This is a genomic window from Saccharothrix sp. HUAS TT1 (genome assembly GCF_040744945.1).
Classification (GTDB): domain Bacteria; phylum Actinomycetota; class Actinomycetes; order Mycobacteriales; family Pseudonocardiaceae; genus Actinosynnema.
In genome coordinates this window covers 129,917-152,525 of sequence record NZ_CP160453.1, presented here as the reverse complement: position 1 = coordinate 152,525, position 22,609 = coordinate 129,917, and the positions used below count along the sequence as shown (strand labels likewise).

Below are 22,609 nucleotides of genomic sequence, written 5' to 3'. Positions count from 1 at the left end.
GTCCGACAGAGGTAAATGACCTGCCAGCGACCTGGCTGGACCTATCAGGTTGTATGCTGGTCAGCGCTGACATTGGTGATATGGAGATCATCCGATGGGGTCAGAGCACCGCCGCACGCTGCTGAGCGAACTGCTCCACGAGCGCGGCCTGACCGCCGAGGAGTTCGCCGAACGGGCCAACCGGTTCGCGTACGAACACGGCATTGACGCCACGCTGAGCACTCGCCACGTCCACCGCTTGGCAACCGGCCAACGCGCTGACGGCCGACCGCTGGGGCCGGTACGAGCAGGCACCAAGCGGCTGCTTGAGGAAATGCTCGGAGTGCCGATCGACCGGCTGCTCAAGCCATCAGCGCCCACACCGTCCGAGACGCAGTCGTGGACCGGTGAGGCACTGGAGCTGCGAGCACGAATTACGTCCGGGCGGGCAGTCGACCAGGGGACCGTCTCGCTGTTCCAGCAGAAGCTGGACCTGACGCGGGTGATTGATCGACGGCTGGGAGCGTCGGCGCTGCTCGGCGAGCTGCGCGCCCAAATCGACCAGATGTGGGGACTGCTCGGCAACGTCCTTGATCAACGGTCGAGAGCCGCACTAGCGCGGGTGCTGGTCGACGCATGCACCCTCGCCGGATGGCAGTCGCTCGACCAGGGCTTGCTTCGCGAATCCTGGGAGCACTACGACAAAGCCAGGAGCGCGGCACGCGTCGCCGAGTCGAGTGCTCTGGAGGCTTACGCCTGCGCCGGCCAAGCGGTCGTCCTGCTCGACATCGGCGAACCGGATACCGCCGTCGAGCTGACCCGCTACGCGTGCGCTGTTGCGGAACACCGCGCGCCAGGACTGCTCACATCGTGGCTGTTGGCCGGTCATGGTGAAGCGCTGGCCGCAGCCGGCGACCGGGACAACGGTCTTCGCGCGTTCGACCACGCCGCGTGGATCATGTCCGATCGGCCAGGGGGTACCGAAGCGCCTTACCTGGTGTTCGATGAAACGCATCTTGCGAGGTGGCGCGGAAGTGCGTTGGCAAGGCTCGGCGAACCTGCGGCGGTGGAGGTGCTGTCAGGCGTTCTCGACCGTCTGCACCCCGACTTCGCACGGGCGGAAACGGCTCTCCGGGTAGACCTCGTACAAGTGTTGTCGGTACACGGTGAACGGCACGAGGTTTCCGCGCACGCCGAGCGCGCACGGCTTCTCGCTGCACAAGTCGGATCAGTTCGCCAACGGCAGCGACTCGAAGCGCTGATCAGTTGACGGCTAGCGACCTTTCTGGTTAGCCCGCAGTTCGACAATCTCGGCCGAATGCGTGCCGGTAGCGGATGGGTCGAGCACCACCGCCCGCTTACCGCGACTCGCGTGCACCAATCCCTGTTCCTTGAGTTCAGCGACCGCGCGGTTTGCCGTACCCGCTGACACGCCGTACCGCGCGGTGAGTTCGTGCACCGTCGGCAGTGAATCACCCGGACGGAGCGCGCCACATGCAATGGCTCCGCGAAGGTCGGCAGCGATCTGCCGATACGGCCCGGTGATCTTCGGCTCAAGTGTCGAAACCACCTTTCCGGTTTGATCCAGCTTGATGGGTGGCGTCGGCATCCGGCCGGTGAGCGTGGACGCCGCGCGCTGGTCGGCTTCCGACCGCCATGCCGAGTACACCTTGAGCGTCGTTGAACCGCCCCCACCGTGACCCAGGCGGCCTGCGACGGTCCGGGGGTCCACGCCTGCCGCGATCAGTTCAGTCGCGCTGTAGTGGCGCAGGGCGTGCAGGTTCGTCTTCACGTCAAGGCGCGCGCACATGCGCGAGTAGCGCTGGGAGACGGAGTCCGGCTTGAGTGGAGTGCTGTGGTCAATGGCCCGTGAGAACAACCTGCCCTTGGGCGCCAGTGCCACGCCTGCTTCAGCAGCAGTGCTCTTGATGTGCTCGAAGTAGACCAGGAGCAGACTCCAAGTCGTCTCGTCCAGTGCGATTCTCCGCTTCTGGTGGTCCTTCGGATCGGTCTCCCACGTCTGGCCGCCCTCTTGCCCCACGGCGACTTCGACGGTCAGGACCCGCTGGGCGAAATCGACGTCGGCGATCCGGACCCCGCACAGCTCGCCACGGCGGAAACCAGTCACCATCGTCAACCACACGAGCATTCCCCAAGTGAAGTCCCGGAAAGCCTCGTTGACGATGACAGCAGCCTCTTCGGCTGACGGGGGATGGGGCTTCGACTTGGGTGCTTTCGGCTGCGTCGCCACATCCAAGGGGTTGACCGTGATCCAACCCCACCGAAGCGCGAGCTTCATGGCTCCGCTCAAGCACGAGTAGACCTTGCGAATCGTCGAGTCGGACAATCCTTCACACTTGTGCACCCTGCACTTGTCCGTGCACTCGTGTTCGCCGGCCTTGCGGTGCTCGATGAACTTCCCCTTGCCTCCGCAGTGCTTCGAGCACTGCTTCAGCGTGGCGTTGAAGGAGTCCCAAGTCTCGCCGTGCAGGTCCTTGCCGAGCTGCAAGGTTCCGAGCAGTGGCCGGATGTGGAGCCGGATGTTCCGGCGGTAGCCGATCTCCGTGCTCCGGTCTACGTCCAGGTGCTGCTCATACCTGTCCATCAACATGTTGACTGTGGCGGTCGTGCGCGGGGCACGACGTTCGTCCACCTGGTTGAGCAGCTTGGTCCGAGTCCGCTCCGCGACCTTCCGGTAGTCCGGGGTCTTGTGGGAGATCGTCTCCGTCAGGAAGTTCTTCTTGCCGGTCAGGGGGTCCTTGCCCGCGTAGACGCGGACCTTGAGCGAGCCGCTGGGCAGGACCAGGATCTCGCCCCGCTGGGCAGCCTTCGTGGGGGTCTTACGAGGGCTCATAGAGCCAGTCTAGGACCGCCCAGACTCCACGTGAGGCTCCATGATCGAGCCTGCACCCGTCACCGTTGGTGACCCCTGACCTGTCTGTGCAGGTCAGGGGTTCACCGTTCCAGCGCCCCCGGCAGGATTCGAACCTGCGACCTCGGGATTAGAAGTCCCTCGCTCTCTCCACTGAGCTACGGAGGCTGGAGGGGCTGTTGACCACGCGCTGTAGCAGCGTAGCCGCCCCACCGGACACATCGTCCGGAAGACTCGTCGCGTTTCCGTCCAGGCACCGGAAGGGTGATCAAGATGGGTAGAAAGTGATGTGGATCACTTTCTAGGGGCCGTCGAGTCGCGCTGGACGAGGGAAACCGACAGTCTGGTCGGCTCGCCCGGTCTGCCGCCGTCGAGGAGGCGGAGGGCCAGTTCGCCCGCTTGGCGGCCCTTCTCGACCAGGGGTTGACGCACGGTAGTCAGAGGTGGGTCTGAGTGTTCGGCGGCGGGCACGTCGTCGAAGCCGATCACCGACACGTCGTCCGGCACGCGCAGCCCCAGGTCGCGAACGGCCTGCAGGGCGCCGAACGCCAGCTCGTCCGAAGCGCACAGCAGCGCCGTCGGCCGGGGTGACGCGGACAGCAGCGCCCGGGCGCCCGCCCGGCCCAGTTCCCGGCTGCTCCCCGAGCACTCCCACGCCGGCGTGTCCGCGCCCGTCACGTCCAGGTACCCGTGCAGCCGGTCCCGCGTCACCCGGAACGAGGTGGACGTCAGCCGTGCGGGTGTCACCGGTCCGTTGTGCCCGTCCGGGTGCAGCGCGAACGTCACCACGCCGAACCGCCGGTGCCCCGACGCCCACAGCGACGCCGCCGCCAGCCGGGCCCCGCCGAAGTCGTCCACCTCGACCCGCGCGCTGTCCGGCAGCACGGGCTGGTCGATCACCACCAGCGGCAGCCCGCGCGCCCGCACGGCCGCCAGCGCGGGCGCGTCGTCCGGCAGCGAGTAGGCCACCACGACGTCCGCCTGCGCCCGCGCCACGGTCTCCGGCCGCGGCCCGCCCTTGTCCCGCCCCGGCATCAGCACCAGGCAGTGGTCGTGCCCGTCCACGGTCGACGCGAGCCCGTCCAGCACGATCGACAGCGCCGCGTCGGCGAACGACGCCGACAGCCCCTGCCCGAGCATGAACCCGACGGCCGCGCTGTGCCTGGTCGCGAGGCTGCGCGCGACCGGGTCCGGTCCGCCGTAGCCGATGGACGCCGCCGTCTCCAGGATGCGCTCGCGCAACGCGGCGGAGAGCTGGTCCGGTCGGTTGTAGGCGTTGGACACCGTGGCGCGCGACACGCCGACCGCGCTGGCCACCGTGTCGAGCGTCGGCTTGCGAGGGCGGTCCACGTGATGAGCGTAACCAGGTAATCCGTTGGACGTTCTGAAGCGCTCTAGTTCACACTCGGGACATGCCCACGCCACGCCTGGCCGTCTTCGCGGTCTTCCTGTTCAACGGGGCGCTGTTCCTGTCCTGGGCCGCCCGGATGCCCGCCGTGGCGGCCCAGGTCGGTGCGACCGAGGCCACCCTCGGCCTGGCCCTGTTCGGCGCGAGCGTCGGCCTCGCGGTCACGGCGCCGTTCGCGGCCAGGGTGTGCGCGCGGTTCGGCGCCCGCAAGCTGGTCGTGCTCGGCGCGTCGATCACCGTCGTGGGCGTGCCCGCCCTCACGCTCGCCGACACGCCCTTCCAGCTCGGCCTGGTGCTGTTCGTGCTGGGCGCGTGCGGCGCTTCGCTGGACGTCGGCATGAACGTCGCCGCGGTGGCCGTCACGCGCAGCCTGGACCGGCCGCTGATGCCGCAGTTCCACGCGGGCTTCAGCGTCGGCGGCCTGGTCGGCTCGCTGGGCGCGGCGGGTGCGGCGGCCGCCGGCTGGAGCCTGACCAGGCACCTGATCACGGTCGCGGTGATCGGCGCGGTGGTGATCGCGTGGGTGATCAGGGCCGTGCCGGGCGCCACCGGCGAGACCTCGGGCGCGCCGAAGGACGACCGCCCGGTCCTCAAGCGGCCGCTGCTGTGGCTGCTGGCGACGGTCACGCTGTGCTCGGCCATCGCCGAGGGCGCGGCGTCGGACTGGTCGGCGCTGTTCTTCGTCAACGAGCGGGGTGTGAGCGAGGCCGCTGCGGCGGCGGCGTACGCCGGGTTCTCCATCGCGATGGCCGTCGCACGCCTGCTCGGCGAGCCCGCGCAACGCCGCGTCGGCCCGTACCGGCTGCTCGCGGCGGGCGCGGTGGTCGCCGCGACGGGGCTGGCGCTGGCCGTGCTGGTGCCGCTGGCCGCCGTCGGCTACGCCGGGTTCGCCCTGGTCGGCCTCGGCCTGGCCTTCGCGTTCCCGGTGATCATGGACCTGGCCGGTGACGCGGGCAAGCGCGCCGACGGCACCGGCGGTGAGCGCGAGATCGGCCTGGTGACGACGGTCGCCTACACCGGTTTCCTGCTCGGCCCGCCGCTCGTCGGCGGCTTGGCGCACGTGGCCAACCTGTCGGTCTCGCTCGGCTTCGTGGCCTGCGTGATCGCGCTGATGGTGCCGCTGGTGCTGCTGACGCGCCGGTCCCGCGCCCGCGAGGTCACGCGGCGGGAAGTCGGTTCAACGCGGCCTTGAGCAGCGGCTGCATGGCGGCGAGCATCTGCTCGGGCACGCCGCCCGGCTGGGCCATCGCCACCAGGACGCTGCGGTTGGCGTTCACCGCCAGGGTCGCGGTGCACGCCATCTCGCTGCCGCTCAGGTCGCACAGCACCCACGTCGAGTGCCCGTCCACGACCACCTCGCGGCCCTTGGCCTGCCGCTTCGCCACCTGCTCGTACTGCTGGTAGAGCGCGGCGACGACGGTGCGACCGGTCCGCGAGCCGTCGTCCAGCACGTACTGGCACGACTCCTGGATCACGTCGTCCTGCCGCACGGGGTCCTTCTTGTACGGCCCGATGGGCTTGAGGTCGTCGGCGGTGAGCAGCGAGCACGGCTCGACGCCGACGACCGTGCGCTGCTTGGCGATCTTCGGCGCGCCACCGGCGGCGGCGCCGGGCGTCGTCGTCGGCGGCGTGACCCCGGCCTGCGGCAGCGCGTCGCCGTTGACGGAGTAGCTGCACCCCGCCAAGAGGAGCAACGCGGACGCCATCCACAGCGCGGTGCGAGAGCTGGTCACGTCCAGCAACGGTAGTGGGTGTGATCTGCGCACGTCCGGCGGTTGGTGGCAGTGCGGTGGTGCCGCCTACGCTCGTGACGTGTCCACTGAAGCGCCTGCCCGCACCCCGCGCACCGGACTCGTGCCGCTCCTGGTCGTCGGCACGACGATAGCCGCGCTGGTCGCGGTCGGGCTGATCGTCCTGACCGGTGGTGACGCCTCCGGGTTGATCGCCGTGCGGGTGCTGACCGAGGCCGCCGCCGTGGTGGTGGTCGGCTCGCTGCTGATGGCCGCGTTCCTCGTGCCGCCGCAGGACAGCGGGACGCTGGCCGCGGACGGTTACGCCGCCGTGCGCACCGCGGGCTGGGCCGCCCTGGTGTGGACGTTGGGCGCGGTGCTGTCGGTGCCGTTCACGGTGGCGGACGCGCTGGGCCAGCCGGTGACGGCGCTGCTGGACCCGTCGGTGCTGTTCCAGGTCGCCGGGCTGGTGGAGCAGGCGAAGGCGTGGATGATCACGGCCGTGCTGGTGGCGCTGCTGGCGCTGGGCTGCCGGCTGGTGCTGTCCTGGGGCTGGACGGTGCCGCTGTTCTTCCTGTCCGTGTTCGCCCTGATGCCGGTGGCCGTGACGGGGCACTCGTCGGGCGGCGGTTCGCACGACGTGGCCACCAACAGCCTGCTGTTCCACCTGGTCGGCGCGGCGCTGTGGGTCGGCGGCCTGATCGCGCTGCTGGCGCACGGCAGGCGCGGCGGGGACCACCTGGGGCTGGCCACGACGCGGTTCTCGAAGCTCGCGCTGGTGTGCTGGGTCGTGATGGCGGTCTCCGGCGTGGTCAACGCCTGGGTGCGGCTGCCGCTGGACCAGCTGTTCGGCAGCGACTACGGCCTGCTGGTGCTGGCCAAGACGCTCGCGCTGGTCGTGCTCGGCGTCATCGGCTACTTCCAGCGCGAGCGCAGCGTCAAGGAGGTCGTGGCGACCGGCTCCGGCCGTGCGCTGGTGAGGCTGGCGGGCGTCGAGGTGCTGCTGATGTTCCTCACGCTCGGCCTGGCCTCCGCGTTGAGCCGCACGCCGCCGCCGGTGGAGGGGCGGGTGCTGCCGAGCACGGTGGAGCTGCGCATCGGCTACGACCTGTTCGGCGCGCCGACGTTGTCGCGGCTGCTGTTCGACTGGCGGTTCGACCTGGTCTTCGGCTCGATCTTCATCGCGCTCGGGGTGCTGTACCTGCTGGGCGTGCGGCGGCTGCGCAAGCGCGGCGACGCGTGGCCGGTCGGTCGCACGATCGCGTGGGTCGCGGGCTGCCTGACCGTGGTGGTCGCCACGTCGTCGGGGATCGGCCGGTATGCGCCCGCGATGTTCAGCATCCACATGGAAGCGCACATGCTGCTGTCCATGCTGGCGCCGATCCTGCTGGTGCTGGGCGGTCCGGTGACGTTGGCGATGCGCGCGCTGCCGGTGGCGGGCAAGGGCAACCCGCCGGGGCCGCGGGAGTGGCTGCTGGCGTTCGTGCACTCGCCGGTGGCGAAGGTGCTGACCAACCCGTTCGTGGCGCTGGCGCTGTTCGTGGGCTCGTTCTACGGCCTGTACTTCTCCGGGCTGTTCGACAGCGCGCTGGACTACCACTGGGCGCACCTGCTGATGAACGCCCACTTCATCCTGGTCGGCTACGTCTTCTACTGGCCGGTGATCGGCATCGACCCGGCGCCGAACCGGTTGCCGCCGCTGGGCCGGCTGGGCCTGCTGTTCGCCTCGATCCCGTTCCACGCGTTCTTCGGCATCGTGCTGATGAGCTCGCAGACCGTGATCGGCGACAACTTCTACCGCTCGCTCGGGCTGCCGTGGGTGACGTCGCAGCTGGAGGACCAGCGGCTCGGCGGCGGCATCGCGTGGGCGGCGGGCGAGGTGCCGCTGATCGTGGTGATGGTGGCGCTGCTGGTGCAGTGGGCCAGGTCGGACAGCCGCGACGCCCGCCGGGCGGACCGGCGGGCGGACGCGGACGGTGACGCGGACCTCGCCGCGTACAACGCGATGCTGCGCAAGATGTCGGGCAAGGACTAGAGCGGGCGCTTGAACCCGCGGACGGCCACCGCCCACCCGGCGGCGGCCAGCGCGGCACTTGTGACCAGGGCGCCGACCACGCCGGTGACGGGCTGGGCGAGCGCCAGGGAGCGCGCCGCGTCGACCGCGAACGTCAGCGGGTTGACGTTGGCGACCGCCTGGAGCCAGCCGGGCAGGCCGTTGATCGGCACGTACGCGCTGGACGCGAACATCAGCGGGAACATCGCCAGGAAGCCGACGGTCTGCATCAGCTCGGCGTTGCGCAGCCAGGCGGCGATGGCCAGGAAGATCCAGCTCAGCCCCCACCCGACGGCCAGCGCCAGCGCGAGCGCCGCCGCGATGCCCCCGAGGCCGCCCGCGGGGGAGAAGCCGAACACGACGACCGCGAACACCAGCATCAGCAGCAGCTGGGCGGCGGTGCGGACCAGGTCGGACAGGCTGCGCGCGACCAGCACCGAACCCGGCTGCACTGGCAGCGAGCGGAACCGGGCCAGCACGCCGTTCTTCATGTCGGTGACCAAGCCCACGCCCGCTTGGAGCGCGGACTGCATGGCCGTGTTGACCAGGATCGCGGGCATCAGGAAGTCGATGTAGTCCACGCCCTGCGGGAAACCGGGGGTGTTCGCGACGCTGGCGAAGATCTGGCTGAACAGCGTGAGCATGATCAGCGGCTGGAGGACGCTGAACACGATCATGCGCGGGTCGTTGACCAGGGCGCGCAGCGACCGCTGGGTCAGCACCAGCACCTGGGTGCCGAAGTCGGTGCCGCGCCAGCGCGGTGCGGCGGTGAGGGTGGCGGTCATCGGTGGCTCCTGTTCAGGCCGCGTGCTGCGCGAGGGTGAGGTAGACGTCGTCCAGGGTCGGTTCGCCGAGGGCCAGCTCGGTGGCCTCCAGGCCGACCTCGTCCAGGGCGCGGACGACGGTGGCGATCTCGCGGGACGACGTGACGGGCGCGGTCAGCGCGTTCTGCGCGGCCACGGGCTGCATCCCGGCCCGCTCCAGGGCTTCGGCGGCCTTCGGCAGGTCCGAGGCGTCGGCCAGAGTGACGGTGACCGTGCGCAGGCCGACCTGGGCCTTCAGCTCGGCGCTGGTGCCCGCCGCGACGACCCTGCCCTTCGCGAGCACGGTGATCGAGTCGGCCAGGCGGTCGGCCTCGTCCAGGTACTGGGTGGTGAGCAGGACCGTGGTGCCGTCGGTGACCAGGCCCTCCACGATCTCCCACAGGCCGAGCCTGCTCGCCGGGTCCAGGCCCGTGGTCGGCTCGTCCAGGAAGATCACCTCGGGGTGCCCGACGAGGCTCGCGGCGAGGTCCAGGCGTCGGCGCATGCCGCCCGAGTAGGTGCGCGACGGCCGCTTCGCCGCGTCCGCCAGCCCGAACAGGTCCAGCAGCTCGGCGCCCCTGGCCCTGGCCTCGCGCGGGGACGCGCCGAGCAGCCGGGCGATCAGGACCAGGTTGTCCAGGCCGGACAGCTGCTCGTCGACGGCGGCGAACTGGCCGGTCAGGCCGATCCGGCTGCGCACCTGGTGCGCCTGCGCGACGACGTCGAACCCGGCGACCGCCGCCCGGCCGGAGTCCGGCGGGAGCATCGTGGTCAGCACGTTGACCAGCGTCGTCTTGCCCGCGCCGTTGTGGCCGAGCAGGCCGAGCACGGTGCCCCTGGGCACGGCGACGCTCACCCCGTCCAGCGCCTTCTGCCCGCCGAACGCCTTGCCGACGTCGGTCGCTTCGATCATCAGGTCTGCCATCGGTTCCCCCTCAGTCCTGCTCCAGCACGCCGTGCAGGAACAGCTCCACGAGCTGGTCGGCGTCGGCGGTGGAGTCGCTGAACCCGTTGCCCTGCATGCGGTTGGTGAACACGAGCCCGAGCAGCAGCCGTGCGGCCAGGGACGGGTCGACGCGGAGGTCGTCGTCCGGGCCGAACAGGGAGGCGACGTGCTCGGTGAGGCGCTGCATCTCGACCGGTGGCCCCTTGCGCCCGCCCTGCTCGCCCCGTTCACCCGGTTCGCCGTGCTCGTCGTGCGGGTCGTAGCCGGAGTCGCGGAGCACGCTCATCAACTTCCACATCCGGTCCAGGTAGCCGGAGACGGCGCTGATGGCCCAGGAGAGGCGTTCGGCGAGCGTGGCGGCCCGCCTCGCCTCCTCGATCAGCTCCAGTTCGGCGTCGACCGTGAGCACGCTGCGCACGCACGTGCGGATGAGCTCCTGCTTGTCCTTGAACGCCCGGAAGACGGTGCCCTCCGCGATGCCCGCCGCCTTGGCGATCTGGCTGGTCGTCACGTCGGCGCCGTGGGTGAAGAGGAGCGGGACGGTGGCGGCGACGATCGCCTCACGGCGGTCCTCGGGGCTCATCGCGGGTGCGCGCCGACGTCGTCGGGTGAGGTCTTCGGGCATGTCCCCACTGTATGAGTGAGTCCTCACTCATGTCAACGAGTGAGCGCTCACTCATACAGTTATGCATGCTTCAAGCAGTTGTCCACAGATCCCGAACCGCCCCTGTCCACCGCCGCCGACCCCCGGCAACCTGGTCCCAAGCGATCGGCAAGAGGTCGACAAGAGGAGGCGGACGTGGCGTACAACGAGTGCCGGATCACCATCTGCGGGAACGTCGCCAGCAGGGTGGTGCACAGCACGGTCGGCACCGGGTTCAGCCGGGCGAAGTTCCGGCTGTTCACCGCGGAGCGGGTGTGGGAACCGGAGCAGCGCACCTGGGAGGACGGCGCGCGGATGTTCCTGTCGGTCTCGTGCTGGCGGATGCTCGCGGACAACGCGCTGGCGTCGTTGAGCAAGGGCGACCCGGTGGTGGTCACCGGCCGGTTGACGGTCAAGGACGTGGAGTTCGAGGGCGGCGCCCGCCCGTTGATCGAGGTCGAGGCCACCGCGATCGGGCCGAACCTGGCGATGTGCACGGCCGCGCCGGTGCGGACCAGGCTCACCCCGGACGCGGTCGAGGCCCGCGCCGCGCCGGAGATCGCGGCGCCCCGCAAGCCGGACGAGTTGCCGCTGGTCCTCACGGTGGAACCGGAGCGCCCGAAGGAGGTGACCGAAGTGCCGTTCTGAGCAAAACGGGTCACAGGGGCTTCCGCCGGCGCGATCGGGGCGGAGAATGCGCGGGCAGTCGTCGCCGTTGCGAGTCGTCGGAGGGGGGAGGTCGTCGGGTCGGCGCCAGGGCCGGGTCCCGCACGCAGGCATCGGGGGTTGACAGCGCACCGAGTTCGCGCATTCGGTCGGAGTCGCTGGTCGCAGGGTCGCGCCAGACGTGGTCGACGGCCGTGTTACGAGTGTGGGTGACCCACGTTCGCGTTAACTCTGCGTTGTGCCCGGGTCCGTTGCCGGCGTCCGAGGTTCGGGCCCGATCGGCACCGCTCTACGATCGCGGGCATGGCCGAGTACGTCTACACCATGAAGAAGGTGCGCAAGGCGCACGGGGACAAAGTCATCCTGGATGACGTCACCATCATGTTCCTCCCCGGTGCGAAGATCGGCGTTGTCGGTCCGAACGGCGCCGGCAAGTCGAGCGTGCTGAAGATCATGGCCGGCCTGGACACACCGGGCAACGGCGAGGCGTTCCTCTCGCCCGGCTACACGGTGGGCATCCTCCAGCAGGAACCGCCGCTGAACGAGGAGAAGACCGTCCTGGGCAACGTCCAGGAAGGGCTCGGCGAGATCAAGGTGAAGCTCGACCGCTTCAACGAGATCGCCGAGAAGATGGCCGTCGACTACTCCGACGAGCTGATGGAGGAGATGGGCCAGCTCCAGGAGGAGTTGGACCACGCGAACGCGTGGGACCTCGACTCCCAGCTGGAGCAGGCGATGGACGCCCTCCGCTGCCCGCCGCCCGACGCCGACGTCAAGACGCTGTCCGGTGGCGAGCGCCGCCGGGTCGCCCTGTGCAAGCTGCTGCTGAGCAAGCCGGACCTGCTGCTGCTCGACGAGCCCACCAACCACCTGGACGCGGAGAGCGTGCTGTGGCTGGAGCAGCACCTGGCGCAGTACGCGGGCGCCGTCCTGGCCGTCACCCACGACCGGTACTTCCTGGACAACCTCGCCGAGTGGATCCTGGAGCTGGACCGCGGCCGGGCCCACCCGTACGAGGGCAACTACTCCACCTACCTGGAGAAGAAGGCCGAGCGGCTGGCGGTCCAGGGCAAGAAGGACCAGAAGCTGCAGAAGCGGCTCAAGGACGAGCTGGACTGGGTCCGGTCGGGCGCGAAGGCCCGGCAGGCCAAGTCCAAGGCCCGCCTCGGTCGCTACGAGGAGATGGCCGCGGAGGCAGAGAAGACCCGCAAGCTCGACTTCGAGGAGATCCAGATCCCGCCGGGCCCGCGCCTGGGCAACGTCGTGGTCGAGGCCGAGAAGCTGAAGAAGGGCTTCGGCGACCGGGTGCTGATCGACGGCCTGTCGTTCAGCCTGCCGCGCAACGGCATCGTCGGCGTCATCGGTCCGAACGGCGTCGGCAAGACGACGCTGTTCAAGACCATCGTGGGGCTGGAGGAGCCGGACGCGGGCGTCGTCCGCATCGGCGAGACGGTCAAGCTGTCCTACGTCGACCAGAACCGCGCGGGCATCGACCCGAAGAAGAACGTGTGGGAGGTCGTCTCCGACGGCCTGGACTACATCCACGTCGGCAACGTCGAGATGCCGTCGCGGGCGTACGTCAGCGCGTTCGGCTTCAAGGGCCCGGACCAGCAGAAGCCGGCGGGCGTGCTCTCCGGTGGTGAGCGCAACCGGCTCAACCTGGCGCTGACCCTCAAGCAGGGTGGCAACCTGATCCTGCTGGACGAGCCGACGAACGACCTGGACGTCGAGACCCTGGGCTCGCTGGAGAACGCGCTGGAGCAGTTCCCCGGCTGCGCCGTGGTCATCTCGCACGACCGGTGGTTCCTCGACCGCGTCGCCACGCACATCCTGGCGTGGGAGGGCACGGACGAGAACCCGTCGCAGTGGTACTGGTTCGAGGGCAACTTCGAGGGGTACGAGAAGAACAAGATCGAACGCCTCGGCGCGGAGGCGGCCAGGCCGCACCGCGTCACCTACCGCAAGCTCACACGGGACTGAGAGCCGGGTACCTACATCGTGGCGGCGAGGGGCGAAGCGCAGGCGGACGTCGAGGTGAGCACGCTGGTCGTGCCCGCCTGGCGGCTGCGTTGGCGGGCACCGGAGCTTGCTCTGGTGCTGGGCGAGCGCGCCGTCGCGCTCGCCTCCGCCCGCCGTGACGAGGTCGACCGGTTGCGCGCGGAGGCCCTGGTGGTCTTCGCGAGCAACCGGATGGGCCGGGGCGTGCGGGTCGCGGACCGGGCACTGGACGCCCTTCGGGCGGCCGAGACCGCGTCCGAGCGGGAAACGGCCTGGCGCCTGCGGGTCGAGCTGGCCGACAGCGCCAGGTCGGTCGGCGCGCCGCTGACCGGCTTCGCCGCCGTCCGCCCGGTCCTGGAGGCGGACGACGTCCCGCCGGGCCTGCGGGCGACCGCGCTGGTCCAGGCCGGCGAGTGCCTGGTCTCGGTGGGCCGCGGGCCGGCGCTGGCGCAAGCGCTGGACGAGGCGGACGGCCTCTACCAGGCCGACCCGATGCTGGACCACGACACGACCCTCCTGCACCGCGGCCTGCTCCGCGCCGCCGCCGCGGGTCAGCACCGCCGCTGGGGCGACCTCCGAGCAGCCACCGCCGCCGCTCGCGAGGGCTTGGAGATGCTCGACCGGCTCAAGGAGCCCGCGACCGACAACGGCCAGGTCCGCGGCAGGCTCACGGTCGAACTGGTCTGCGCCCTGATGGACCTGAACAAGCCGGGCGAGGCGTCCGAGGCCGGGACGCCCCTCCTGGAGCGCCCGGTCCGCGCGCCGTCCGCGTCCACCGCGGGCTGGCTCAGGTTGGTCCTGGCCACCAGGGTCCACCTGCCCGCGGGTCGGGTCGACCAGGCCCGCGACCTGCTCCGCGACGCCGCCGACAGCGCCGAGCGCCACCAGTTGGACACCCTGCTCGCCGAGAGCCTGCTGGCCCTCGCCCACGTCCACGAGGTGTCCGGCAACCTGACCGAGGCCCTGTCCAACCTCCGCTCCGCCCACGCCGCCGAGCGCAGGCGTGCCAGGGCGGTCTACGCCGTGCGCGCCCGGTTGGCCGCCGAGTTCGCCGGCGTCCACCGCCAACCGCCGGGCGGCCTGCACGACGAACTGGCCCACCTGCTCCGCACCACGGCCACCGCCCAGGCGGCCCCCGCCACCCCGGACCCGGACCTGGCGCCCGAGGTCAAGCAGCAACTGCGCCAGTGGCGCCCGGTCCAGATGCACCGCAACGAGGGCGTCCGGGTGAAGCGCTCCCGCCGCGCCGCCGAGGACATGACCGTGGACGGCCTCTCCGCCGCCAGGGCCCACGCCGCCGACCGCTGGCGCCTGGTGCAACCCTTCGGCGACGCCGAGCCCACCCCGAAATCCACCACAGGACCCACTCCGGAATCCACCACGGAGCCCACCGCAGGACCTACCGCAGAACCCACTGCCGGACCCACTGCCGGACCCACTGCGGAACCAACCGGCCGCCGCCGAGCCCCGGAATCGCCTCAACCAACCCAGGGCCGCCCCGAACACGCCCGCAGCGGCCAGGCGAGGCCAATCCGACCGGCCACCCCACCGGCGGCCACCCCACCGCTTGCCACCGAGCCGCCCGCCACCGAGCCGCCCGCGATCAACCCCGCGACCGCCGGCCCCTTGGCTGCCAGCCCTGCACCCGCCAGCCCTGCACCCGCCAGCCCCGCACCCGCTGGGCCCTCGGCTGTCGAGCCCCCGGCCACCGGCCCTTCGGTCACGGGATTTCCGGCCAGCGGCCCTGCGCTCACCGGTCCTGCGCCGATCGAGCCCTCGGGTGCCGGTCCTGCGCTTACCGATCCTGTGCTTACCGATCCTGTGCTTACCGATCCTGTGCTCACCGGCCCCGCGCCGGCTGGTCCTGTGCTCACCGGTCCTCCGGCTGCCGAGCCCGCATCCACTGAGCTGCCGGCGCCGCAGAATCCGGGAGCGGCACCGGGAGCGGGGGCTGTTGCCGGTAGTCCGCAGCAGGTGTCCGCAGCGCCTACCACCCAATCCGTCGGCGGTGAGTTGCCTGCGCCTGTGCCCACCTCCGTGCCCGGCAGCGTGCCGCAGGTCGGCACTGGGGCTGCCGACGTGGTCGAGGGGGCTACCGGAGTTGGTGGCCGTCCTCTCGGCGGCGCGGGGCTTGGTGGGGGTGGGTTTGGTGTTGTCGAGCAGTCCCAAGAGGCGCAGGAGGAGCAGGGGGCTGCCGCTGCTGACGAAAGTGGCGAGCGGAGTGTTCCCGCAGCCGGGTTGATCGCTGCGGCCGGTGCGGTGCGCAGTGGGCGGCGGCGGGCGGCTCGGGAGGCGGCGGAGGAGGATGAGCGGCCGGTTGAGCAGGGAAGCGATTCCAGTGTTCTGGACACGCTGAAGGCCGCCGGGTTGCTCGACCCCCAGCGTGCGGGTGGGCGGCGGCGGGCTCCGGATGCTGATGAACAGGCCGTTGTCGTCGAGCAGGAGTCGGGGTCCGTGGAGCAGCCCGAGCCGCAGGTCGCAGTCGAGCCGGATTCGCAGGCGGAAGGCCGGTCGGATGCCCCCGCCGACGTTGAGCAGGTGTCGTGGCGGGTCGAAGCGCCGGCGCGGTTGCGCAGTGAGGTTCCACCGCCCGTCGACATGTTCGACTCGCCCACGATGGTCCAGCCCGTCGTGCGTGACGACGTGCCGCCGGTCGGGCTCGGTGCGGCCTTCGTGAAGGGGCCCGTCATCCCCACCGCCCGGGTGCCCGAACCGCCCGACTTCCCGTTGCCGCCGCTGCCCGACTTCGCGGCCCTGACTGTGCCGGAGAACACCGAGAACGCCGAGAAGACCGAGAAGGTGCAGGCGCCGCCGGTTTTCCCCACCGCGGATGTTGATCTGAAGGGCGAGGACGAGCCGGAAGCGCAGGTCGATCAAGCACAGGTCGATCAAGCGCAGGCGGAGCCCGAGCCGGAACCTGTGCCCGAGCCGGAACTGGCGCCGGAGCCCGTGCCGCCGGTTTCGTCGCAGTTCAGTCCGAGCGGTTTCCTCAGCGCTGCGGATGTGGAGCACGACGACACCCCGCCGCCGGCACCCCCACAAGCACAAGCACCTACACCGGCGACAGAGGCGGATGCCGGCGGTGAGGCGAAGGAGCCCTTCGTCACCGCTGTCGTCGTCGGCGGCAAGACGATCGACCTCCCGGCCCTCGTCGTCGAACCGCCCCCGCCCGCCGACTCGCCCAGCGCCACCCGCGCCTCACGCCGCCACAAGAGCGACCTCAGCCTGGCCGAACTGCTCGCCGAAGCCCTCGTCGCCTACGAGGACGCCCGCCGCGAGGACGAGGCCGCCGGCCGGGTCGACCCCGACGAGGCCACCGTCCCCATCCCACCCCTCGGGAACCCGCCCACGCCCGACAACGAGACCACCGCCCCGATCCAGCGCATCGACCCGACCCCGGGCCGCTTCGGCACCTGGACCCTTCCCGAGGCGTGAAATGATTTGAGGTTCTAATAAGGTTTCCCGCCGGTAACAAAGCGGGAAATTAGCCCGTGCCATCTCGAATTCCGGACTTCCGGCAAGTTGTTCGATTCAGTGCCAGGGTTGCGGCGAACGGGTTCGGGCGCGTCTGGTTAAGTGGTGCGCGGACCCGGTACACAGAGGTACCGGATAGCGTGGAGTCGCCTGAACATGACCTCGACTGGAGTCCCGTCCCGATCCGAGCACGCCGCCCGTGAACCCGGCGCGGCCCGCCCGGCCAGTCCCGAACAGGCTCGTGACGAATTGATCGAACGGGCCGCCGCCAACGCCCCCGAGCTCGCCGACCTGATCCGCCTGTACTACCGCCACGTCCCCGCCGAGGAAGTCAACGACGACGACCCGGTGGACCTGGTGGGCGCGGTGCGCTCGAACTACCAGCTCGCCGAGACCCGGGTCCCCGGCCGTCCCGTGGTGCGGATCCTCAACCCGACCCGCGACCACGACGGCTGGACGTGCCCGGCCACGGTGGTGCAGGTGGTCACCGACGACATGCCGTACCTGGTCGACTCGGTGGCCTCCGAGCTGACCCGCGGCGGCGTGCAGGTGCAGCGGGTGGTGCACCCGATCGTCGTGGTGCGCCGGGACCTGGTCACGGGCGCTCTGCTGGACGTCCTGCCGACCGCCGACCCGGCCGACCCGCCGGGTGACGCGCTGGCCGAGTCGTGGATGTACATCGAGGTCGACCTGCTCACGGACCCGGACCGGGCGCGCGAGCTGGAGGCGAAGCTGCACACGGTCCTCAACGACGTCCGCGAGGTCGTCGAGGACACCGAGAAGATGACGGGCACGGCCCTGCACCTGGCCGTGCAGCTGGAGTCCGCCCCGCCGCCGCTGCCCGACCACGAGGTGCGGGACGGCGCGAACCTGCTGCGCTGGCTGGCCGACGACCACTTCACGTTCCTCGGCTACCGCCGCTACGAGCTGCTGCACGACGACCCGGCCACCGACGGCGCCCCCGCGCTCAGGGCGGTCCTCGCGAGCGGTCTGGGCGTGCTGAGACAGGACAGCCTCGCGGCGCGCAGCCTGACCGCGGGCCCGGACGCGGGCGCGCAGGCACTGTCACCCGAACTGCTGGTCCTGACGCAGGCCAGCGCGCAGTCCAGCGTGCACCGGTCGGTCTACCCGTACTACGTCGGCGTGAAGACCTTCGACGCCGACGGCAACGTGACCGGCGAGCACCGGTTCCTCGGCGTCTTCTCCACCACGGCCCTGCACGAGGACGTGCTGGACATCCCGGCCATCGAGCGCCGGGTCCGCGACGTCATCCACCGCGCCGGCTTCCCGCTGCACTCGTACTCGGGTCAGCGGATGCTGGAGGTGATCCAGAACTACCCGCGCACCGAGCTGTTCTCGGTCGACACGGACACGCTCTACCAGACCGTGACGGGCGTGATCGCGCTCGCCGAACGCCGCCGGCTGCGGTTGTTCCTGCGCCGCGACCCGTACGGCCGCTTCTACTCCTGCCTGGTCTACCTGCCGCGCGACCGCTACACGACGACGTCGCGGCTGGCCATGCAGGAGGTGCTGATCGGCCAGCTCGGCGGTGTGAACCTGGAGTACAGCGCCCGCGTCGGCGAGTCCGCGCTGGCCCGCGTGCACTTCACCGTGCACACCGAGCCGAGCAGGCAGACCGAGCCGGACACCGCCCACATCCAGCAGCTGCTGGCCGCGGCGGTGCGCTCGTGGGACGACCGCATGGTCGAGGCGGTGCTGGACGACCACGGCACGGGCCTGGGCGCGGAGTCGTCGTCCGAGCAGGGTCAGCGGATCGCCGCGGCGTTCCCCGAGGCGTACAAGGAGGACTTCACCGCGGCCGAGGGCCTGGCGGACTTCCGGCGCATCGAGGCGTTGCGCCGGGGCGAGCTGGACCTGGTGTTCTACCTGCCGCGCGACGCCGAGCCGGGCGAGCGGCGGTTCAAGCTGTTCCTCGTGGGCGCCCGGTTGACGCTGTCCGACGTGCTGCCGATGCTCCAGCGCATGGGCGTGGTCGTGGTGGACGAGCGCCCCTACGAGCTGTCGCTCGACAACGGCGTGGAGTGCTGGATCTACGACTTCGGCCTGCGCATCGACCAGGTGACGCTGGACAAGCTGTCCGGCGAGGACCTGGAGTCGGTGCGGACCCGCTTCCAGGACGCGTTCGCGGCGGCGTGGCGCGGTGAGGCCGAGGTGGACGGCTTCAACACGCTCGTGCTCAAGGCGGGCGTCACGTGGCAGCAGGCGGCGATGATGCGCGCCTACGCCAAGTACCTGCGGCAGGCGGGCACCCCGTACAGCCAGGACTACATCGAGGACGCCGTCCTCGCGCACACCGACGTCGCCACGGCCCTGGTGCGGCTGTTCGAGACGCGGTTCGACCCGGCCCTGTCCGACGGGGAGCGGCCGGACCGCACCGAGCAGCTGGCCGACGAGATCACCGCGATGATCGACGACGTCACCAGCCTGGACGCGGACCGCATCCTGCGCAGCCTGCTAACGCTGGTGCAGGCCACGCTGCGGACGAACTACTTCGTCCGCGACGCCGACGGCAACCCGCGCCCGTACCTGGCGGTCAAGCTGGACCCGCGCGCGATCCCGGACCTGCCGCAGCCCCGGCCGCGGTTCGAGATCTTCGTGTACTCGCCCCGGCTGGAGGGCGTGCACCTGCGGTTCGGCCCGGTGGCCCGCGGCGGTCTGCGCTGGTCCGACCGGCGCGAGGACTTCCGCACCGAGATCCTGGGCCTGGTGAAGGCGCAGGCGGTGAAGAACGCCGTGATCGTGCCGGTCGGCGCGAAGGGCGGGTTCGTGCTCAAGCGCCCGCCCGCCCCGACCGGCGACCCCGGCGCGGACCGCGAGGCGCTGCTGGCCGAGGGCATCGCCTGCTACCGGCAGTTCATCTCCGGCCTGCTGGACCTGACCGACAACCTGAACTCGGGCGCGGTCGTGCCCGCGCCGCAGGTCGTGCGGCACGACGGCGACGACTCGTACCTGGTGGTGGCGGCGGACAAGGGCACGGCGTCGTTCTCCGACATCGCCAACGAGGTGTCGAAGTCCTACGGCTTCTGGCTGGGTGACGCGTTCGCGTCCGGCGGGTCCGTCGGCTACGACCACAAGGCGATGGGCATCACCGCCAAGGGCGCGTGGGAGAGCGTGAAGCGGCACTTCCGCGAGCTGGGCGTGAACACCCAGTCCGAGGAGTTCACCGTCGTCGGCGTCGGCGACATGTCCGGTGACGTGTTCGGCAACGGCATGCTGCTGTCCGAGCACATCCGGCTGGTGGCCGCGTTCGACCACCGGCACGTCTTCATCGACCCCGACCCCACCGCCTCGACCACGTTCGCCGAGCGCAAGCGGCTGTTCGAGCTGCCCCGGTCGTCGTGGGACGACTACGACCGCTCGCTGATCAGCGAGGGCGGCGGCGTGTGGCCGCGCACGGCGAAGTCGATCCCGGTCAGCGAGCAGGCCCGCCGGGCGCTCGGCCTGCCCGAGGGCGTGGTGAAGCTGTCGCCGCCGGAGCTGATGAAGGCGATCCTGCTGGCGCCGGTCGACCTGCTGTGGAACGGCGGCATCGGCACGTACGTCAAGGCGTCCGCCGAGTCGCACACCGAGGTCGGCGACAAGGCCAACGACGCGATCCGGGTCAACGGCGCCGACCTGCGGGTCAAGGTCGTCGGCGAGGGCGGCAACCTGGGGCTGACCCAGCGCGGCCGGATCGAGTTCGCCCGGGTCGGCGGCCCCGAGGAGCAGGGCGGCAAGGTCAACACCGACGCGCTGGACAACTCGGCGGGCGTGGACTGCTCCGACCACGAGGTCAACATCAAGATCCTGCTGGACGAGCTGGTCCGCGACGGCCACCTGGACCAGGAGCAGCGCAACGAGCTGCTGGGCCAGATGACCGACGAGGTCGGCGAGCTGGTGCTGGCCGACAACTACTCGCAGAACGCCGTCCTCGGCGTCTCCCGGGCGCACGCCGCGCCGATGCTGTCGGTGCACTCGCGGCTGGTCGCCGACCTGGAGGAGCGCGGTGTGCTCGACCGCGCCCTGGAAGCGCTGCCCAGCGCGGCGGAGTTCAAGGCGCTGGAGAAGGCGGGCGACGGCCTCACCTCGCCGGAGCTGGCCACGCTGCTGGCGCACGTGAAGCTCGCGCTGAAGGAGGAGGTGCTGGCCAGCGACCTGCCGACGATCGACGTGCTGGCCCGCCGGCTGCCCGAGTACTTCCCGAGCGAGCTGCGGGAGCGGTTCGCCGACGTGATCGGCAGCCACCCGCTGTCCCGCGAGATCATCACGACGGTGCTGGTCAACGAGGTCGTGGACGGCGGCGGCGTGTCGTACCCGTTCCGGCTGGCGGAGGAGATCAGCGCGTCGGCGACGGACGCGGTGCGCGCGTACACGGTGGTGACCGCGATCTACGACCTGCCGTCGCTGTGGCGGGAGATCCGGGCGCTGGACAACGTCGTGCCGACCGGCGTGCAGGACGACATGCTGCTGGAGACCCGTCGCCTGCTGGACCGCGCGTCGCGGTGGCTGCTGACCAACCGGCCGCAGCCGCTCGCGGTCGGGTCGACCATCAGCCGGTTCGCCCCGGTGGTCGGCGCCCTCGCGCCGCGCACGATCGACCTGCTCCAGGGCCGCGAGAAGGAGTCCGTGATCGAGCACGTCGAGCGCCTGGTGGCGCACGGCGTGCCGGAGGGGTTGGCGCGGCGGATCGCGTCGCTGCTCTACACCTACGGGCTGCTGGACGTCACGGAGGTGGCGGAGCTGGCCGAGCGCGAGGAGGGCGAGGGCGCGGCCGGGCAGGAGCGGACGCACGAGGAGACGGCGGAGCTGTACTTCGCGCTGTCCGAGCACCTGGACGTGGACCGGATGCTCAGCTCGGTGTCGGGCCTGGAGCGCCTGAACCGCTGGCACGCGCTGGCGCGGTTGGCGCTGCGGGACGACTTCTACTCGTCGCTGCGGTCGATCACCGTCGACGTGCTGCGGTCGGCCGACCCGGGTGAGAGCCCGGAGGAGAAGATCGCCGCGTGGGAGCAGGCCAACTCCTCCCGCCTGAGCCGCGCCCGCGCCGCGCTGGCCGAGATCAACCGGGTCAGCAAGCTGGACCTGGCGACCCTCTCGGTGGCGGCCCGCCAGGTGCGCAGCCTGATCCGCTGACGACGTGGGGCGTCCCGGAACTCCCCGGGGCGCCCCACCGGCAGCGGGAAGCCGTAGGTGGGAAAGCAACTGCTAGGCGCGTTCGGTGGTGAACCTCTACCGTCAGACGGCATGAGGCGTGTGGCGGCGTTGGCGTTGGCGGTCGTGGCGGTGCTGTTCCTGCCGCACCCGGCGGGCGCGTGGAGCATCGGCGTGAACCGGGTGCAGACGGCGGCCGAGGACGGCGCGCTGGGCGTCGGGTACGGGCCGGGCTGGGTGCTGCTGAGCTACAAGGCGAACGGGCCGATGGTCGGCTACCTGTTCGCCCGCGACTTCCGGTTCGCCGACGGCGTGGTCAAGGGCTCCTTCGACCACATGGACATCCGCGACACCGGCGACTCGTCGGCGGGCAACCCCGAGATCAGCCGCTGGCCGTGGGGTTTCGCGGGCGGGAGCTTCGACGGCTGCGCCTACGCCTACGGCACGCACAAGTTCGCCATCGAGCGCGACGGCTTCTTCTCCACGAGGTGCGCGAACGGCCCCACGGTGCAGGGGTCCAGCAACGGCGACGGCAGCATCGACGTCCTGCGGTGGTGGCACAGCGAGCAGGTGTTCTGCACGGCCAACGCGGTCGACCCGCTGTGCAGCCCGTACGGCGTGTGGAGCGAGAACAAGGGTGGCGGGCTCAAGGTGACCACCGCGACCGCGCCGTGCCCCGCTTACGGCAACATCGGCGCGGCGGCGGCCTACGGCTCCGGCCCCGCCCTCCCGGTCCACCCGCTCGGCACCGTGCCCGCCGGCGCGCAGGTCGACGTCCGCTACGTCACGAAGGACCGCGGGTGGGCGATGGCGAAGTGGCACGGGCAGGCGCTCGCGGGAGGCGTCCGCTGGGCGTTCCTGCCGCGCACCTGCCTGGCCTGAGCGG

The 22,609-nt window shown here is 70.9% G+C and carries 14 protein-coding genes and 1 tRNA gene; 8 read left to right on the top strand and 7 right to left on the bottom strand.

All coding sequences use genetic code 11. The annotated features are described in order from the left end of the window. Window positions 1–94: 94 nt before the first annotated feature. Window positions 95–1,249 carry a hypothetical protein gene (locus AB0F89_RS00705; RefSeq protein WP_367131507.1) on the top strand — a complete coding sequence of 385 codons (1,155 nt, stop codon included), beginning with the start codon at window positions 95–97 and terminating at the stop codon, window positions 1,247–1,249. A gap of 3 nt (window positions 1,250–1,252) precedes the next feature. Here AB0F89_RS00705 and AB0F89_RS00700 read toward each other — a convergent pair whose 3' ends face one another. The 3 genes from AB0F89_RS00700 to AB0F89_RS00690 form a co-directional block, all read right to left on the bottom strand. Continuing rightward, window positions 1,253–2,833, bottom strand: a complete 1,581-nt coding sequence (locus tag AB0F89_RS00700; protein ID WP_367131505.1) for a tyrosine-type recombinase/integrase — start codon at window positions 2,831–2,833, stop codon at window positions 1,253–1,255. Window positions 2,834–2,946: 113 nt separating this feature from the next. Next, window positions 2,947–3,019, bottom strand: a tRNA-Arg gene (locus AB0F89_RS00695). A 126-nt stretch (window positions 3,020–3,145) separates the two neighbouring features. Continuing rightward, the gene (locus tag AB0F89_RS00690; protein ID WP_367131503.1) at window positions 3,146–4,201 is read right to left on the bottom strand and encodes a LacI family DNA-binding transcriptional regulator; all 1,056 of its coding nucleotides are present in this window, start codon (window positions 4,199–4,201) and stop codon (window positions 3,146–3,148) included. Window positions 4,202–4,263: 62 nt separating this feature from the next. On the opposite strand from AB0F89_RS00690, the gene AB0F89_RS00685 reads away from it, so the two are divergent. After that, window positions 4,264–5,451 carry an MFS transporter gene (locus tag AB0F89_RS00685; RefSeq protein WP_367131501.1) on the top strand — a complete coding sequence of 396 codons (1,188 nt, stop codon included), beginning with the start codon at window positions 4,264–4,266 and terminating at the stop codon, window positions 5,449–5,451. Here AB0F89_RS00685 and AB0F89_RS00680 read toward each other — a convergent pair. Then, window positions 5,417–5,992, bottom strand: coding sequence for a DUF3558 family protein (locus tag AB0F89_RS00680; RefSeq protein WP_367131499.1), 576 nt, complete (start codon window positions 5,990–5,992; stop codon window positions 5,417–5,419). The genes AB0F89_RS00685 and AB0F89_RS00680 overlap by 35 nt on opposite strands. 79 nt (window positions 5,993–6,071) lie before the next feature. Between AB0F89_RS00680 and AB0F89_RS00675 the strand changes: the two genes are divergently transcribed. Further along, window positions 6,072–8,024, top strand: coding sequence for a cytochrome c oxidase assembly protein (locus AB0F89_RS00675; RefSeq protein ID WP_367131497.1), 1,953 nt, complete (start codon window positions 6,072–6,074; stop codon window positions 8,022–8,024). Here AB0F89_RS00675 and AB0F89_RS00670 read toward each other — a convergent pair. The 3 genes from AB0F89_RS00670 to AB0F89_RS00660 are packed head-to-tail and all read right to left on the bottom strand — an operon-like array spanning window position 8,021 to window position 10,416. Continuing rightward, the gene (locus AB0F89_RS00670; protein ID WP_367131495.1) at window positions 8,021–8,827 is read right to left on the bottom strand and encodes an ABC transporter permease; all 807 of its coding nucleotides are present in this window, start codon (window positions 8,825–8,827) and stop codon (window positions 8,021–8,023) included. The two genes, AB0F89_RS00675 and AB0F89_RS00670, sit on opposite strands and share 4 nt — an antisense overlap. A 13-nt stretch (window positions 8,828–8,840) precedes the next feature. Beyond that, a complete protein-coding gene (locus AB0F89_RS00665) occupies window positions 8,841–9,770 on the bottom strand; it encodes an ATP-binding cassette domain-containing protein (protein WP_367131493.1) in 930 nt (309 codons plus the stop codon). 10 nt (window positions 9,771–9,780) lie between these two features. Further along, window positions 9,781–10,416 (bottom strand): TetR/AcrR family transcriptional regulator, encoded by a 636-nt coding sequence (locus AB0F89_RS00660; protein WP_367131491.1) that lies wholly within the window; start codon window positions 10,414–10,416, stop codon window positions 9,781–9,783. A gap of 174 nt (window positions 10,417–10,590) precedes the next feature. Between AB0F89_RS00660 and AB0F89_RS00655 the strand changes: the two genes are divergently transcribed. The 5 genes from AB0F89_RS00655 to AB0F89_RS00635 all read left to right on the top strand — a co-directional run bounded on the left by AB0F89_RS00655 (window position 10,591) and on the right by AB0F89_RS00635 (window position 22,605). Then, complete coding sequence (locus AB0F89_RS00655; RefSeq protein ID WP_367131489.1) at window positions 10,591–11,082, top strand: single-stranded DNA-binding protein; 492 nt, start codon at window positions 10,591–10,593, stop codon at window positions 11,080–11,082. 321 nt (window positions 11,083–11,403) lie between these two features. Then, window positions 11,404–13,080 carry an energy-dependent translational throttle protein EttA gene (gene ettA / locus AB0F89_RS00650; RefSeq protein ID WP_367131487.1) on the top strand — a complete coding sequence of 559 codons (1,677 nt, stop codon included), beginning with the start codon at window positions 11,404–11,406 and terminating at the stop codon, window positions 13,078–13,080. 54 nt (window positions 13,081–13,134) lie between these two features. Beyond that, entirely contained in the window at window positions 13,135–16,533 is a 3,399-nt protein-coding gene (locus AB0F89_RS00645) for a hypothetical protein (protein ID WP_367131485.1), read from the top strand. 195 nt (window positions 16,534–16,728) lie between these two features. Continuing rightward, window positions 16,729–21,705, top strand: a complete 4,977-nt coding sequence (locus AB0F89_RS00640) for an NAD-glutamate dehydrogenase (RefSeq protein ID WP_367131483.1) — start codon at window positions 16,729–16,731, stop codon at window positions 21,703–21,705. Between the two features lie 111 nt (window positions 21,706–21,816). Further along, window positions 21,817–22,605: a hypothetical protein gene (locus tag AB0F89_RS00635; RefSeq protein WP_367131481.1), complete on the top strand. Its 789-nt coding sequence runs from the start codon at window positions 21,817–21,819 to the stop codon at window positions 22,603–22,605. The last annotated feature ends 4 nt before the right edge of the window (window positions 22,606–22,609 follow it).